Here is a 16,315-nt window from a genome sequence, read left to right as displayed (position 1 = left end):
GGCATCATGACGCGATCGAAGAATTTTCCCGCCCCACCGGGAAACATCCCCCCGCCGGCCCACGCCACCGACACCGCCGATGCGCGCCCCGACGCGCACAACATTGCAGGGGATTGCGCCGGTGGCGCCCCCACCCCGCCACCAGGCCGGCTGGTGCATCATCCCGGCCTTCTGGCGTTCCTGATGGCGCGGACGTCATCTTCCTTTTCATCATGCGTGCAGGCGGTGGCAGTGGGCTGGCAGATCTATGCCCTGACCCACAGCGCGCGCGCCCTTGCGATGGTAGGACTGGCGCAGTTCCTGCCCATGATCTGCCTGACCATGGTGGCGGGACATGCGGCCGACCATATGAACCGCCGCCGCATCGCCATGACATGCCAGGCGGTCGAGGCCACCTCCGCACTGGTGATGGCCATCGCCGCATTCGGGGGGTGGACGACACCGGGCATGATCTACGCCATGGTCATGGTCTTCGGCGCGGCGCGGGCATTTGAAATGCCATGCCAGCAGACCTTCCTTCCCTCCATCGTACCGCCGCACATGTTTCCACGCGCCGCCGCGGTCTCATCCTCCCTGTTCCAAGCGGCGGCGGTGACGGGGCCTTCGGTGGGGGGGGTGCTTTACGGTGCGGGGGCGGGCGTGTGCTATATGGTCTGTGCGCTTGGCTTTGGCATGGCCATGCTGGGCACGTTCCTCCTTCCCCTGCGCAACATGGCACGGGCACGCCAGCCGCTGTCGGTTTCCATGTTCATGGAGGTCTGGCATTTCATGCGTGAACGCCCCGACATGCTGGGGGCGATTTCACTGGACCTGTTCGCCGTGCTCCTCGGTGGGGCGACGGCCATGCTGCCTGTCTATGCCAGCGACATCCTGCATGCAGGCCCCACCGGGCTGGGCCTGCTGCGGGCGGCGCCGGCCATGGGGGCTGTCGCGTGTGCCCTGTTCTTTGTGTGGAAACCACTCAACAAACATGCGGGCGCCTTCATGTTCGCCGCCGTCGCGACATTTGGCGTGGCAACCATCGTCTTCGCCTTTTCCACCTCCATGCCGCTGTCGATCTTTGCGCTGGCGGTCCTTGGGGCGGCCGATGTCATCAGCGTGGTCGTACGTGGGGCGCTGGTACAGCTACGCACGCCCGATTCCATGCGTGGGCGCGTCTCCGCCGTCAACATGCTGTTTATCGGGTCCTCCAACCAACTGGGGGAATTCGAAAGCGGGATGCTGGCATCACTTGTCGGCCCGGTGGAGGCCGTGGCGCTGGGCGGGGCGGGCACCATCGTGGTCACGTTGCTGTGGATGCGGATGTTTCCCGGCCTGCGCCGCCTCGACCGGCTGGATGATATCCATGCGGACTGATCCGCAACAAAATTACACGCTCCACGAGTATGTTTTTTATTGCATATCAGGAATGCGTTATGCTCATCTTGTGATGGACGCCCATCAAAGTGCGGCCACCATCAAGGAGAAGGTGACATGTATCAGTTCACGGACATGCTCTTTGCAAAAACGAATATTCTGATGGGGCAGCTTAAACACGAAATTGGACGTGCTGCCGGCAGCAGAAACCTTCAGGCGCGGGGCATCGCGCAGAAACGTCGCGGCCGTCGCCATACCGAACGGGTGGACCGTATCCACCAGGCCATCCTTGAACAGGGCGGGGCCTATGACCTGGGACGGGACCGCCGCGCCCACCTGATCCGCTTTCAGTAACGCCACGTTCGGCATTTCCCCCTTACAATGGCCCCGGCACTGCGCATGCAGGTCGGGGCTTTTCCATGGAAAGGCCACGCAGTCGGCAATCTCCTAGATCTACAGAATATTTCTGCATTTTCCAAAAATACCTTAATCCTCATCAGCGCATGTTCGGACAGTGTGCATGATGCGCATCAATCCGGGTAAAAAACACACTGCCCCTTGATACCCGCAGGCGCACCTGCCGATGGAAGGCGGAAAAGGACATGCCCTCCCGCGATACGCGTCTCCACCCCAATCCGCCTGATCCCACATGCCCTACAGGCACAGAAGTGACCTATGACCGATCTCTGTGCATGAACCATCAGGTTTCACGATGATGCACAGAGCGGTCGTGGAATGGCACGAGCCATAGCCCCTGCCTTCATTCCATATGCCATCCCATTCCCATACCGGCGATGGAAACGGGCATAAGCCATGGCAGAAACACCAGATATACAGATGGAATTTTCATCTTCCCCTCCCCGGTCGGAGCGTTCAGGCAGTATCAGATGCGCGCAGTTGCCGCTTTTTACGATCGCGCGCGCACAGGGGCACGATCACCTTCAGGATTTCCATCGCGGCGGGAGAAGACAAACCAGTCTCCTCCGAAAATTTCCTGATTTCCTCAGGGGAAAACAGGGCATGGATCATGCTTTCGGTCGTAGGTGCAGGATTGTCGCGCTCCTGCCACTGTGACACGGCATCGAACACATCGGGGGTGCGGGAACGCGTCTCCAGCCGTGTGGGCTGGTCCTTGCGCGTGATCGGCCCCAGCATTTCATTGAGCACGGTAATCAGGCCCGACTGATCGCCCGTCGCACCGGTCAGGAAATCACCCGCACGGGTAAAGAAATTGGATTCGGTCATTGAGTGTCTCCCCTTTCTGGGAATTACATCGGATGACCTGTGATGAACGTCGCCTCATATGAAGGAGTTTCGCACGGACCGGGACGGGGCTGTTCACACTCTCGCGCGATACGCGCGTGGACTGGAACCTGTCATGCGCACACCCGACAAACCCTGTCGAAGATCTGACACGACCGGTTCAGGCAAGGAAACGTGAAAGATTTGAAAGAAAAGGTTTAAAAAGACGTTGCCTTTAACTCTCCACAAATCTTTAGAGACTGTTTGAACCCAAATCATTGATAAAAAATAAGCAAAGCTTTTGGGCGCCGCCTTTTTTCAAAAAGGCGGCGTCTTCTGAAGCTTTTTAGAAAAAGCTTCACCAAAAATCTTTATAATTACAGTATGTTATCAAGCCTGACTTTTCAAACAGTCTCTTATGATTTCAGCGCATTACTGGTCCAATTCTTGAAACAGTCTCTAAAACTGTTCAACGCGGCCCACACCTTCAATCGACTTGATCATCTGCGCGATACGTGGCGTCACGCGGTAACGTTCGCCTAACGTTACCTCCACATCCCTCGTTTCCGCCACCGAAGGCAGCAGGATAATACGCCCGCGCCCCCCACTATGTCCCTGCAAAATATCACGGATGGGCACAATGGCATCCGCACGGTCGAACCATATCCGCAATTCAGCCGCAGCATCTGCCGCTGCCTGTTCAAGTTCCATCACATCGGACGCGGTAATGCGCAATGCCTCCCCATCCAGTCGCAGTTCCGCCGTTACAACAACTGCATTCCCCGCGCTCAGGATCTCGCGCGAGCGGGACAGGACTTCGGAAAAGAATGTGACCTCGCACCCGCCACTGGCATCCGAAAGGCGGACCCACGCCATCTTGTTACCGGTCCGTGTTGGCCGTTCCTTGCGATCGACCACACATCCCGCGATTTTCACACGCGTAATGCCTGCGGCCGCCGCAGTCTCCAACCCGGTGGATTTCACAACGCCCAGACGCCGCATCAACGGACCATAGGAATCCAGGGGATGGGCCGTCAGGTGAAAGCCGATGGCGTCGGCCTCCATGTTCAGGCGGTCGAATTCAGGCCAGTCCGGGACCGAAGGCAGGCGCAATGTTTCTTGCGCGGTGGCTTCCCCCCCGCCACCAAATAGGCCGATCTGGCCACTTGCGGCCTCCTGCGCGTGGGACTGCGCACGGCGCAACACCGTTTCGGCTGCGGCACAGGCCTGCGCACGATTGGGCAGGATGGTGTCGAACGCCCCCGCACGTGCCAGGTTTTCCAACTGCATCTTGTTCACATTCCGCGGGTCGATGCGCGCGGCGATATCCGTCATATCGGCGAATGGGCGTTCGCCACGCACGGCGACAAGTGCCTGCATCGCACTCAGCCCCACCTTCTTGACCGCCGCCAGAGCGTAACGGATGCCATATTCCCCATCCGGCAGTTTTTCCACCGTGAAATCCGCATCCGACGCATTGATGTCTGGCGGCAGGACCTTGATGCCCAGACGCTCGGCCTCCTGCCGCAGGGCCGCAAGCTTTTCGGTTTTTTCCCGCGCCAGAGACATGCATGCCGCCAGAAAGGCCACCGGATGATTGGCCTTCATCCATGCCGTCTGGTACGACACCAGCGCATAGGCCGCGGCATGGGATTTGTTAAAGCCATAGTCGGCAAATTTGGCCATCAGGTCGAAAACCTCGACCGCCTTGTCATGCTCGATACCGCGCTTGGTCGCCCCTTCGGTAAAGATCACGCGTTGCTGGTCCATCTCCGCACGGATCTTCTTGCCCATCGCACGGCGCAGCAGATCCGCACCGCCAAGGCTGTAGCCGGCCATCTTCTGCGCAATCTGCATCACCTGTTCCTGATAGACCATGATGCCATAGGTCTCGGACAGGATATCGCGGATTTCCTCGTGCGGGGGCTCCCATGCCTCCCCATGCTTGCGCCTGCAATAATCGGGGATGTTGGCCATCGGACCCGGTCGGTACAACGCCACCGCCGCGATCAGATCCTCCAGCCGGGTCGGGCGCATCTGCTTGAGCACGTCGCGCATGCCCGCCCCTTCGAACTGGAACACCCCGCCGGTATCACCGCGCGCCAGCATGTCATAGGTCAGCGCATCATCCAGCGGCAATGCGGCAAGGTCCACTGTCACGCCCAGCCGCTCAAGGAACTGCGCCGCGCGTTGCAGGATCGTCAGGGTTGTCAGGCCAAGGAAGTCGAACTTGACCAGTCCCGCCTGCTCCACGAACTTCATGTTGTACTGCGTGACCAGCATGTCGCTTTTTGGATCGCGATACAGCGGCACAAGCTCCACAAGCTCACGATCCCCGATCACGACACCGGCTGCGTGCGTACTGGCATGCCGGAACAGCCCCTCCAGTTGAAGGGCGATTTCCATCAGGCGGCGCAATGTCTCGTCATTGTCGCGCATTTCCTGAAGGCGCGGCTCCCCGTCGATTGCCTGTTTCAGGGTAACAGGCTTGGCCGGGTTATTGGGGATCAGTTCGGCAACCTTGTTGACCATGCCGAACGACAGGCCAAGCACCCGCCCCACGTCGCGCACTGCGGCGCGGGCCTGCAACTTTCCAAACGTAATGATCTGCGCCACACGGTCGGGGCCATATTCCTGCCGGACATAACGGATGACCTCGTCACGTCGGTCCTGACAAAAATCAATATCAAAGTCAGGCATCGACACGCGTTCGGGATTAAGGAACCGTTCAAACAGCAGGTTGAACGGAATCGGGTCGATATCCGTAATCGTCAGCGCCCATGCCGCAAGCGATCCCGCACCCGACCCACGTCCCGGCCCGACCGGAATGTCATGCGCCTTCGCCCACTGGATGAAGTCCGCAACGATCATGAAATAGCCCGGAAATCCCATACGGGCGATAATATCCAGCTCGAAAGCCAACCGCTCCTCATAGGTCTGGCGTGTCTGTTCATCAATATCCATGCGCGCAAGGCGACGTTCCAGGCCGTCGCGCGCCATGCTGCGCAAGGTTTCATCCTCCGTCGCACCGGGCGCCACCTTGGGGCAGACCGGCAGCAACGGTTTGCGCGTCTCCACCTTGATCGCGCACAGGCGCGCAATTTCCAGCGTGTTGTCGCAGGCCTCTGGCAGGTCCGCGAACAGTTCACGCATCATGTGCGGCGGCTTGAACCAGTGTTCGGGCGTTACACGCCAGCGATCCTGTTCAGCCATCGTACGCCCCTGCGCAATGCACAGCAGGGCATCATGCGCCTCGTACATATCCGGTCGGGGAAAGAAACATTCGTTCGTCGCCACCAGCGGAATACCCGCACGATCCGCCAGCGCGATCATCCCCGGTTCCACCGCACGTTCGACCGACAGGCCATGACGATGCAGTTCCACCGCCATATACCGCCCGAATGCCGCATGCAGTCGTGCCAGCAGCCGCGCGGCATCCGCCTCCAACCCTTCGGCCAGCATGCGAAACAGCGGCCCGCGCGTGCCGCCCGTCATCAGGAACAGCCCGTCCGCACGATCGCATAGTATGTCGAGCGGTACCGTCGGTTCATCCGTTTCATGCTGCAAAAACCCGGCCGAGGACAGGTATTGCAGGTTCATCAGGCCGGTTTCATTCCGCGCCAGCAGGACCATCGGTTCGGCGGGGCTGCCGGGTTTGTCACACCGCGCGGGCAGTGCGATCTGGCAGCCAATGATGGGCTGTATCCCCTTTTTGGAACAATATTGCGAAAATTCCAGCGCACCGAACATGTTGCCCGTATCGGTAATTGCAACACCGGGCATGCGCATTTCATGCGCAAGGCTGATGATTTCAGGAACGCGGATCGCCCCCTGACTCAACGAATAGGCGGAATGGACACGCAGGTGGATGAAATTGGCATGGGACATGCCCGCATTCTATCGCAGCGTGCAAGGGTGCGGCAACGCCCCATGCGCCGGTTATGCGGTGGTGGGCGTGACCTCCACCAACTGCCCATCCCGCAATGTCACGATACGATCCATGCGCACCGCAAGGTCCATGTTATGTGTGGCGATCAGGGCCGCGACCCCATGATCGCGCACCATCGCAATCAGCGCGTCGAACACCGTGTCGGATGTCTGCACATCCAGGTTGCCTGTCGGTTCATCCGCCAGCAGGATGCGCGGACGGTTCGCCAACGCACGCGCAATGGCCACGCGCTGTTTCTCCCCCCCCGACAGCTTGCCCGGCAGGTGATCCAGCCGGTGCGACAGCCCGAACGCACCCAGCAGTTCGTCGGCCCGTTCACGCGCATGGCGGCGCGACACACCTGCGATCATCTGCGGCAGGATAACGTTTTCCCGCGCGGTGAATTCCGCCAGCAGATGATGGAACTGATAGACGAAGCCAATGCGATCACGCCGGATTTCCGTACGCTGCATGTCATTGAGCCGCCCGGCATCAACACCGTCGATCACCACGCGCCCCGCATCGGGATATTCCAACAGCCCGGCCAGGTGCAGCAACGTGGACTTACCCGTGCCCGACGGCGCGACAAGGGCCACGATCTCGCCCGGATGCAGCACCAGATCCGCGCCATCAAGGACGCACAAGGTTTCCTCCCCACTGCGATAGGAGCGGCTGACCCGCTCAAGCCTCAGCGGCAGGGGGGACGTCGGTTCATTCATGGCGCAGGGCCTCCACCGGGTCGGTCCGCGCCGCCCGCCATGATGGATACAGCGTCGCCAGCAGCGACAGCACAAGCGCCATGGCAATCACCTCGAACACCTGCGCCCACACCAGCTTTGCCGGCAGGTGTTCGAGGTAGTACACCTCTGGATTGAACAGGTCGGTGCCGGTGATCTTCTGCAATCCCTGACGGATATGTTCAATGTTAAGGCAGAACACGATTCCCAGCCCTGTCCCCACAAAGGTACCCGTCACGCCCACCGACGCCCCGCACATCAGAAAGATGCGCATGATCGCCCCCCGTGTCGCCCCAAGCGTGCGCAGCACGGCGATATCAGCCGTCTTGTCCTTGACCATCATGATAAGCGACGAAATCACGTTAAACGCCGCGACAAGGATGATAAGCGTCAGGATCAGGAACATGACGTTCTGTTCCACCTGCACCGCACCGAAAAAGGCGTTGTTGCTTTGTGTCCAGTCCATGACGCGCACCTGCGTGCCACCAAGCGCCTGTTCAATATTCGCGCGGATGGGACCGACATTTTCCGCATCATGGGTCATGACCTGGATCTGCGTCACCTGCCGCGGCATCTGGAAATAGACCTGCGCCGCGTGCAGGGGCAGGAAAACATAGCTGGCATTGTAATCATTCACGCCCGCATCGAAAATCGCAATCACGCGATAGGCCCGGACACGTGGCATCGTACCAAAGGCCGTCGCCGCCCCATTGGGTGACACCAGCGTCAGGCGCGCGCCCACACTCAGGCCCGCGCGCTCCGCCAGGGTCGTGCCGACGACGATGGTATCGTCCGACCCGAATTCATCCAGGGACCCGGCCACCAGCGACCCGCTGATTTCCTTCAGCCCCTGCAAATCAGCCTGCGTCATCCCGCGCACAAGGCCACCGGCGTTATAGCCCCCGGAATTAAGCAGCACCTGCGCCTCGATCAGGGGATTTGCGCTTTCGACCCCCGGCACCTTGCGTATCCGCCCCGCCAGCGCGTCATAGTCGGAAATCGTACGCGAAATGCCATAGACGCTAAGATCCCCGTTCAGCCCCAGTATCCGCCCCAGCAGGTCGGCCTTGAACCCGTTCATGACCGACATGACGATAATCAGCGTCGCGACACCAAGCGCGATCCCCACAAGGGAAAAAATCGCAATGACCGACACGAACCGCTCCCCCCGCCGGGCATGCAGGTAACACCCGGCGACGGCACGTTCAAAGGGACCGAACATGCGGATCAGGTGCCCACGCCAATGCGGGCCAGCACCGCGTCAACCGGCAGTTCGCTGCGCTCGCCACTCGCGCGGTTCTTCAACTCCACCACCCCGGCCTTCGCCCCGCGCGGCCCGACGATGACCTGCCACGGATGGCCCATCAGGTCGGCATCCGCGAACTTCACGCCCGCGCGCTCTGGACGGTCATCATACAGCAGCCGGTCAGGGGCTGCGGCATAAAGCCGTTCGCAGATTTCGTCACACTGCGCATCGCCGTTCTTGAGGTTGATGATGACAGCACCGAAAGGAGCAACAGTTTCAGGCCAGATGATGCCCTGTTCATCATGGCTGGCCTCGATGATCGCGGCGACAAGGCGCGAAACGCCGATGCCGTATGACCCCATTTCGGGGAACAGCGGTGCGCCATCGGGACCACTGACGGAAATATCCATCGATTCCGTATATTTGCGGCCAAAGTGGAAGATATGCCCCACCTCGATCCCGCGCCCTTCGCGGCGACGCTCGACAGGGACTTTGGCCCATTGCGCCTCGTCATGCTTCTCGTCCGTCGCGGCATAGAACGATGTCATGCGCGCAAAGAACTTCGCCAGCGAGGCACGATCGGCGATATCCACCTCTTCGGAAAGCCAGTCCTGTTCCTCAAACGCGCCATCGAAGAACACGCCGCTTTCGCCCGTGGGGGCAAGGACAAGGAATTCGTGGCTGAGTTCACCGCCGATCGGCCCGGTATCGGCCACCATGGGGATCGCCTTTACACCCAGGCGCTGGAACGTGCGCAGATAGGCCAGCATCATGCGACGGTAGGAATCCACAGCCGCATCATAATCCGCATCAAAGCTGTAGGCGTCCTTCATATAGAACTCACGCCCGCGCATCACACCGAAACGGGGACGCACCTCATCACGGAACTTCCACTGCACGTGATACAATACCTGCGGAAGTTCGCGATAAGACTTGACCACCTGCCCGAACAGGTCCGTCACCATTTCCTCGTTCGTGGGTCCATACAGCAGGTCACGTTCATGGCGGTCACGGATACGCAGCATTTCCGGCCCATAGGCGTCATAACGCCCCGAACGCTTCCATAATTCGGAAGACTGCAACGTGGGCATCAGCATTTCCTGTGCCCCGATGGCGTCCTGCTCTGCACGCACGATGTTGGCGATGTTGCGCAGGACCTTCAGGCCCGCTGGCAGCCACGCATAAATCCCGGCGGAAGTCTGGCGGATCAGGCCAGCCCGCAGCATCAGGCGGTGCGAGGTGATCTGCGCCTCTGCGGGATTTTCCTTGAGTGTGGGCAGAAAACTGCGTGACAGACGCATGTGCGTATCAACCTTATATTCAGAACCGATCCAGATGGCGCGAACCGTAACCCAATAATATGAAGCGTGGAATGGGGCATATGCACGACATGTGGCGGCGGGTTGCATCACCACACCCAAGCGTGATCGAAAACGCCCCTCCGCGCCGTTCAACATCCGCGTGAGGCAGGTGACACGCCACGTGGGCCATGTCTAGATTGTCGCCACGATCCGAGTGTCGAAAACGCCGCCGGGTTTAGGGAAAAAACGTCCTATAAAAAAGAAATGGCAGGAGACGGTGCGCTGTCCCCTGCCATTTCAAATTCACCACCCCGCCGATTACGTGACAGGATGCGACACCATCAGACCCGCAGCAGATGCACGTCCACCAGCGGACGCTTCTGCAGCTTCCGCCCCAGCGCACGGCGCAGGGCCGTCTTGGCCGCATCACGGAACGTCACGTCATTTTCACGCAGTTCGTCGGGAATTTCATCCAGCGCGTTGCCAAACTCTTCCGTCACGCGCGCGGTCTCGGGGTCTTCGGCATCCAGCAGACCCGGCGCACTGACCTTCGGGTCCCCGATCAGGTAGCCTTCCTCATCCACCGCAAAACTACCCAGCACGACACCGTTGAACAGCATGCGCCGACGCGCGGACAGCACGCCGCCATTCATCTGCAACAGGCGACCGCCATCAAGGACAAGCCGCCCGGTCGGCGCGGTATCGACAACATCGAAGGACGCATCCTTCATATTGAGGATATCGCCATCCTCCAGCAGGATCGGCGTGATGTCGAGTTCCTGCGCAATCGCGGCATTGGCCGTCAGGTGACGCCATTCGCCATGCACGGGGACAAGGTATTTCGGCTTCACCATTGCATACAGACGGCGCACGTCGCCCCCCGTCGCATGGCCCGATACATGCACCAGATGGTCACGATCGGTAATCACGTTGACCCCGCGCCGCGTCAGGTTGTCCTGCACCTGAATGACCGCCTGCTCGTTCCCCGGGATCATGCGGCTGCTGTAGATGACGTTATCCCCCTCGCCCAGCGAAATGTTGGGATGCGTATCCACCGCGATGCGCGACAGGGCAGAACGTGGCTCGCCCTGGCTGCCGGTCACGATCAGCAGGATCTGATCGTCAGGAACGGAATTGGCTTCCTGCTCCGACAGGAACGGCGCGACGTCGGAAAGATAGCCACACTCACGCGCCGCGACCTCCAGATTACGCAGCGACCGGCCCACGACGGCCACGACACGGTTGGCGGCCTTCGCGGCCTTTGCAATCGTCTCCACGCGCGCGACATTACTGGCGAAACACGTCACCGCGACCCGTCCCTCCAGCGTCGCGATCAGCTTCGTCATTTCCTGGCGGACATCCGCTTCGGATGCCGACGGGCCTTCGGTGCGGACATTGGTGCTGTCGCACACCATCGCCAACACACCTTCACGGCCCAGCGCCTCGAACGCGGCAATATCGGTCGGCGGTCCCACCAGCGGGTTCGGATCGAACTTCCAGTCACCGGTATGGACCACGATCCCCTGCGGCGTGCGCAGGACAAGGGCCTGTGCCTCGGGCACGGAATGGGTCACGGGAATGAAGCTGAGGTCGAACTCGCCCACGCGGAACGCGCCACCGGTCGGGATCGTATGGATCGGCACCTGCTGGAGCAACTGTGCCTCCCCCAGCTTGCGCCGCAGGACAGCGGCGGCAAACGGCGTGGCATAAACCGGGCAGCCAAGTTGCGGCCACAGATGGGCCACCGCGCCGAGATGATCCTCATGCGCATGGGTGATGACCAGCCCGACAAGATCCTTGCGCCGTTCGGAGATGAAAACCGGATCAGGCAGAAGGATTTCAGCTTCGGGCGTATCGTTGCCGCTGAAGCCGATGCCGCAATCAACCGCCAGCCAGCTTTCGCCCTGGCGGTAAAGATTGAGATTCATCCCGATTTCGCCTGTTCCCCCCAGGGGGAGAAATTCCAGTTCAGTCATGTCATTCATATGATACCCTTCTGTTCACTGTTCATATTTCCGTTTTCAGACAGGCAGGGGCGCACCCCCCACCAGAATTCCGTTCCAATGTGCCCCGCCCCGGGGCAAAACCCTTACCCGACGCCACCGCGCGTCACGGTCAATCCCCCCCTGCGAAGCCACACCCACATCCCCATGACGACCACCTGTGGTGGTGCGTCGGCGGGAGCGGGGGCTCAAACGCAGGTCGTATGACCCTCTATACCCATCAATATGGGTATAAGGGATTAACATGTAATCCCCCATGCTCAAACGCATTATGAATTCCGGCCGTTCCATCGCATACGATCCACGACCACATGCCATGCCACATGCGCTGTCACGCGCGACCGAGCAGGACCTCGCCCGTGGATATGTGCCGGAGGCCGTCTGGCGTGCGCAAGAGCAGCAGCCCGTCACCGCCAATGCCTGCGAACGTTCCGCAGATCGTCCCCGTGGCGGACACAACGCGCACCGGTGTGCCGACCGGGTGGGCACGGTGCAGCCATGCCGTACGGATGGCCCCGAACCCGTCGGTCGCATATCGTGCCATCCAGACGTCAAGCATCGTCAGCACGGCGGACGCCACCTGTCCCACATCGGGTACGGGGCCGGCCTGCGCCATGCAGGCAAGTTCGCGTCCCTCGATCACCGGGGCGGCACACAGGTTGGCCCCCATGCCCAGCGACAGCCACCGCCCGTCCCCCTCATCCCCGGCTTCGATCAGGATGCCCGCCATCTTGCACCCGTCAAGCAGCAGGTCATTGGGCCATTTCAGGCCAAGCACATGTCCCGGCCCCACCCATGGGGCCAGGGCATCGTAAAAAGCCAGCCCGGCAATGAATGGCCACAGCCCGACCGGCGCTGTATCCCGGTCCGGGCGCAGCAGGACCGACATCGACAGGTTGCCGCCCGGATCGACCCATCCGCGCCCACGGCTGCCCCGCCCCTGTGTCTGTTTCAGCGCAAGGATGGCCAGCCCCCCGGCTGCCCCTTCCCGCGCGCGTTGCAGGCACAGGTCGGATGTAGAGCCCAGTTCCCCATGAATTTCAAGATGCCACGGACCCGCATGGATCCGTGGCACCTCCACGATCGTAACATCCGTGATGGGACGCATTACCTCAGCAATGCCTGCGCCGCAGCCTGCGCCGCAGTCGAAACCGGCCCCAGAACCACGATGAACAGACACGTCACAAGCCCCATGCCCACGGAAATGAACGACAGGGAAACGGGCGGACGATCAAAGGCTTCCTCCGCCGTATCAAAGAACATCACCTTGACAATCCGGACATAGTAATAGGCACCGATGATGCTGCTGATGACGCCAATCGCCGCCAGCGCATACAGATGCGCGTTGATGGCCGCATAGAAAACCATCAATTTGCCAAAAAATCCAGCCAGCGGCGGCGCACCGGCCATGCTGAACATAAAAATGGCCATCGCCGCGGCCATCCCCGGCGCGGTTTTGCCCAGTCCGGCCAGGTCGGAAATGCGCGTCACGGCAAAGCCCTTGCGCCGCATCGCGACAATACCCGCAAATGCGCCGACATTCATGAACAGGTATGTGACAAGATAGACTAGGGTTCCACGCGTTCCCTCTGGCGTCGCGGCGGCCATGCCCATCATGGCATATCCCATATGCCCGATGGAGGAATACGCCATCAACCGCTTGATATCCGTCTGCGCAATCGCGGCGATGGAACCGAACAGCATGGATGCAACCGACACCAGTTCAATCAGCAGCCGCCACTGTTCCGTCATATGCCCAAACGGCCCGATCATCACCCGCAGCAGCACGGCAAAGGCCGCGATCTTGGGCGCACCGGCCATGTATGCCGTTACAGAGGACGGCGACCCCTGATACACGTCAGGCGTCCACATGTGGAATGGCACCGCCGACAGCTTGAACGACAATCCGACCAGCATGAAGACGATCCCGATCATCAATCCCGTCGGCAGCGCCGCAGTCCCCGCAACCGCCGTCTGCAAGCCGCCATATTCCAGCGTGCCGGCAAAGCCATATATCAGCGATATACCATACAGCAGCAATCCCGAAGCCAGGGAACCAAGGACAAAATATTTCAGGCCCGCTTCCGCCGCGCGCACCTGGTCACGCGCAAAGGCGCACAGGATATAGATGGCAAGTGACGACAGTTCCAGCCCGACAAACAATGTCATCAGGTTGCCTGACGACGCCATCATCATCGTACCCAGCGTGGAAAACAGGATCAGGACAGGGAATTCAAACTTCGCGACCTCCATTTCCCGTGCATAGCCCACGGTCATCATCGTCGCGAGGAACGCACCACACAGCGACAGGACCTTCATGAAGCGTGCGAAGTCGTCATTTACGAAAATATGGTTGTACCCGACACCGTCAGGCGTGAAGAGCACAAGCAGCCCGGTTATGAAAAATGCCGCCATCACCAGCATGGCACACGGGAAAAACGGATTTTCCCCTTTTTGCACCACGCCAAACACCAAGATGGCGAGGCCTGATATCGCCAGCACGATTTCAGGCAGAGCAAGTGTCCAGTTCATAGGTTCACCCTCGTCATCATGGCTTCAGTTTGTCAGCAGCATGGTGGACAGCAGCACCACCAGGCCGATCAGCATCGTAAAGGCATAGACCGCGATCGAACCGGTCTGGATCTTCACCGCCTGCCCCGCCGACGCCACGGTCATGCGGGCCAGCCCTTCGGGAATGCCCTCGACCATGCCTTCATCCACATCCTTCCACAACACGCGTGCCAGCGCCTTGTACGGACGGATGAAAATCAGGTCATACGCTTCGTCAAAATACCATTTATTGAGCAGGAACAGGTAAAGCGGACGCAGCGCACGCGCCAACGCCCCAGGGATTTCCGGGCGCAGCATGTAACAGACATAGGCAACAAGGATGCCCCCCACGGCGGCGATACTGGGCACGAGGGAGATGAACGCCGGCGCATGTTCCATCATTTCGATGATGTCGTTACCCGGCGCGTTCGCAATCGCCCCGTTCCAGAACGCCACCTGTCCCTTGCCAATATAAAGCGGCGCCAGCAGGATGCCGCCAAGGACCGCACCAAAGCCCAGCAAGATGACCGGACCGGTCATGGAAATCGGGCTTTCGTGCGCGCCTTCATGCAGGTGCGTGTCACGCGGCTTGCCATGGAACACCAGGAAGATCAGGCGCCAGCTATATAATGCCGTCAGGAATGCGGTGATGCAGCCCATGACCCAGCCATAGGTCCCCATCGTCGCAGGTGACATCCAGGCCGCATCAAGGATCGCATCCTTCGACCAGTATCCGGCAAAGGGGAAAATCCCCGCCAGCGCAAGGCTGCCAAGCCACATGCACACATAGGTCACCGGGATCTTGCGCCACAGCCCCCCCATACGGAACATGTTCTGTTCGTCATGGACGGCATGGATCACGCAGCCCGCGCCAAGGAACAGCAGCGCCTTGAAAAACGCATGCGTCGTCAGATGGAACATCGCCGCCTGATAGGCACCAACACCAATCGCGACGAACATGTAACCAAGCTGCGAACAGGTGGAATAGGCGATCGTGCGCTTGATGTCGGGCTGCACCAGCCCCACGGTCGCGGCAAAGAAACAGGTCGTCGCGCCAATCAGGATGATGAAATCACGCGTCAACGGCGCGAATTCCACCACCGGCGACATCCGCGCCATCAGGAACACACCCGCCGTCACCATCGTCGCCGCATGGATCAGGGCAGATACGGGGGTCGGCCCCTCCATCGCATCCGGCAGCCACGTATGCAGGAACAACTGCGCCGACTTGCCCATCGCGCCGATGAACAGCAGCATGCAGATCACCTCGATGGCGCGATGGGCGCCAAACAGGTGATACACATCGTTGATGTGCGTGGGCACCATCGCAAAGATGTCGTCATACGTCACCGTGCCGAATTCAACATACAGCAGCGCAATACCAACCAGGAAGAACAGGTCCGCCACACGGTTGACGACAAAGGCCTTGATCGCCGCCGCGGCAGCGGACGGGCGCGTGTACCAGTACCCGATCAGCAGGTAACTGGCGAGGCCGACGCCTTCCCACCCGAAGAACAACTGGATGAGGTCATTGGACGTAACCAGCATCAGCATCGCAAACGTAAACAGCGACAGGTAGGAGAAGAAGCGGAAGCGCGGCATGGTTTCATGCGCCATGTACCCCGTGCTGTAGATATGCACGAGCGTGGAAACCACGCACACCATGGCGACGATGGACACCGACAGCGCATCCATGCGCAATCCCCATGAAACATGGAAATTACCCGCCAGGATCCAGTCCGACACGGGGACAAGGGCAGTCACCATACCGCCCTGCCCCTCGATCAGCAGCGCACCGATGGCAGCAAGGCTTGCGATAAGCATCAGGATGATCGTCAGCGCCTGTGACAGGGCGTCACCGATGATACGCCCCCCCATCCCGGCGGTCAGGAACCCGACCAGCGGCGCGAAGACCGCGATTTCAAAAAGGCAGGATGCCGTTTGCATGATCC

General features: G+C 60.3%; 11 protein-coding genes. 2 read left to right on the top strand and 9 right to left on the bottom strand.

Going from position 1 to position 16,315, the window contains the following annotated elements; all coding sequences use genetic code 11:
• Positions 1 to 6 precede the first annotated feature (6 nt).
• A complete protein-coding gene (locus tag IFJ82_RS06180) occupies positions 7 to 1,356 on the top strand; it encodes an MFS transporter (protein ID WP_192265952.1) in 1,350 nt (449 codons plus the stop codon).
• Between the two features lie 117 nt (positions 1,357 to 1,473).
• The gene (locus IFJ82_RS06175) at positions 1,474 to 1,710 is read left to right on the top strand and encodes a CsbD family protein (protein ID WP_048859340.1); all 237 of its coding nucleotides are present in this window, start codon (positions 1,474 to 1,476) and stop codon (positions 1,708 to 1,710) included.
• A gap of 519 nt (positions 1,711 to 2,229) precedes the next feature.
• Here the strand turns inward: IFJ82_RS06175 and IFJ82_RS06170 are convergent.
• The 9 genes from IFJ82_RS06170 to nuoL all read right to left on the bottom strand — a co-directional run bounded on the left by IFJ82_RS06170 (position 2,230) and on the right by nuoL (position 16,310).
• Positions 2,230 to 2,601 (bottom strand): hypothetical protein, encoded by a 372-nt coding sequence (locus IFJ82_RS06170; protein ID WP_075595098.1) that lies wholly within the window; start codon positions 2,599 to 2,601, stop codon positions 2,230 to 2,232.
• 456 nt (positions 2,602 to 3,057) lie between these two features.
• Positions 3,058 to 6,486 carry a DNA polymerase III subunit alpha gene (gene dnaE / locus IFJ82_RS06165; protein ID WP_062809064.1) on the bottom strand — a complete coding sequence of 1,143 codons (3,429 nt, stop codon included), beginning with the start codon at positions 6,484 to 6,486 and terminating at the stop codon, positions 3,058 to 3,060.
• Positions 6,487 to 6,537: 51 nt separating this feature from the next.
• Positions 6,538 to 7,245 carry an ABC transporter ATP-binding protein gene (locus IFJ82_RS06160; protein WP_192265948.1) on the bottom strand — a complete coding sequence of 236 codons (708 nt, stop codon included), beginning with the start codon at positions 7,243 to 7,245 and terminating at the stop codon, positions 6,538 to 6,540.
• Positions 7,238 to 8,485, bottom strand: a complete 1,248-nt coding sequence (locus tag IFJ82_RS06155) for a lipoprotein-releasing ABC transporter permease subunit (protein WP_192265946.1) — start codon at positions 8,483 to 8,485, stop codon at positions 7,238 to 7,240. The genes IFJ82_RS06160 and IFJ82_RS06155 overlap by 8 nt, the downstream gene beginning before the upstream one ends.
• Positions 8,486 to 8,490: 5 nt before the next feature.
• On the bottom strand, positions 8,491 to 9,810 hold the full coding sequence (proS, locus tag IFJ82_RS06150) for a proline--tRNA ligase (RefSeq protein WP_062809915.1): 1,320 nt from the start codon (positions 9,808 to 9,810) through the stop codon (positions 8,491 to 8,493).
• Between the two features lie 341 nt (positions 9,811 to 10,151).
• Positions 10,152 to 11,795: a ribonuclease J gene (locus tag IFJ82_RS06145; protein WP_062809066.1), complete on the bottom strand. Its 1,644-nt coding sequence runs from the start codon at positions 11,793 to 11,795 to the stop codon at positions 10,152 to 10,154.
• Positions 11,796 to 12,144: 349 nt separating this feature from the next.
• Positions 12,145 to 12,921: a biotin--[acetyl-CoA-carboxylase] ligase gene (locus IFJ82_RS06140; protein ID WP_003620709.1), complete on the bottom strand. Its 777-nt coding sequence runs from the start codon at positions 12,919 to 12,921 to the stop codon at positions 12,145 to 12,147.
• Positions 12,921 to 14,345, bottom strand: a complete 1,425-nt coding sequence (gene nuoN, locus IFJ82_RS06135) for an NADH-quinone oxidoreductase subunit NuoN (RefSeq protein WP_192265944.1) — start codon at positions 14,343 to 14,345, stop codon at positions 12,921 to 12,923. The genes IFJ82_RS06140 and nuoN overlap by 1 nt, the downstream gene beginning before the upstream one ends.
• A 24-nt stretch (positions 14,346 to 14,369) precedes the next feature.
• Complete coding sequence (nuoL, locus tag IFJ82_RS06130) at positions 14,370 to 16,310, bottom strand: NADH-quinone oxidoreductase subunit L (protein ID WP_192265943.1); 1,941 nt, start codon at positions 16,308 to 16,310, stop codon at positions 14,370 to 14,372.
• Between the last annotated feature and the right edge of the window lie 5 nt (positions 16,311 to 16,315).

The sequence above is a fragment of the Novacetimonas hansenii genome (genome assembly GCF_014843995.1).
Taxonomy (GTDB): Bacteria; Pseudomonadota; Alphaproteobacteria; order Acetobacterales; family Acetobacteraceae; genus Novacetimonas; species Novacetimonas hansenii.
The sequence above is the reverse complement of the archived record's forward strand: the minus strand, read 5'-3'. Positions and strand labels throughout refer to the sequence as shown.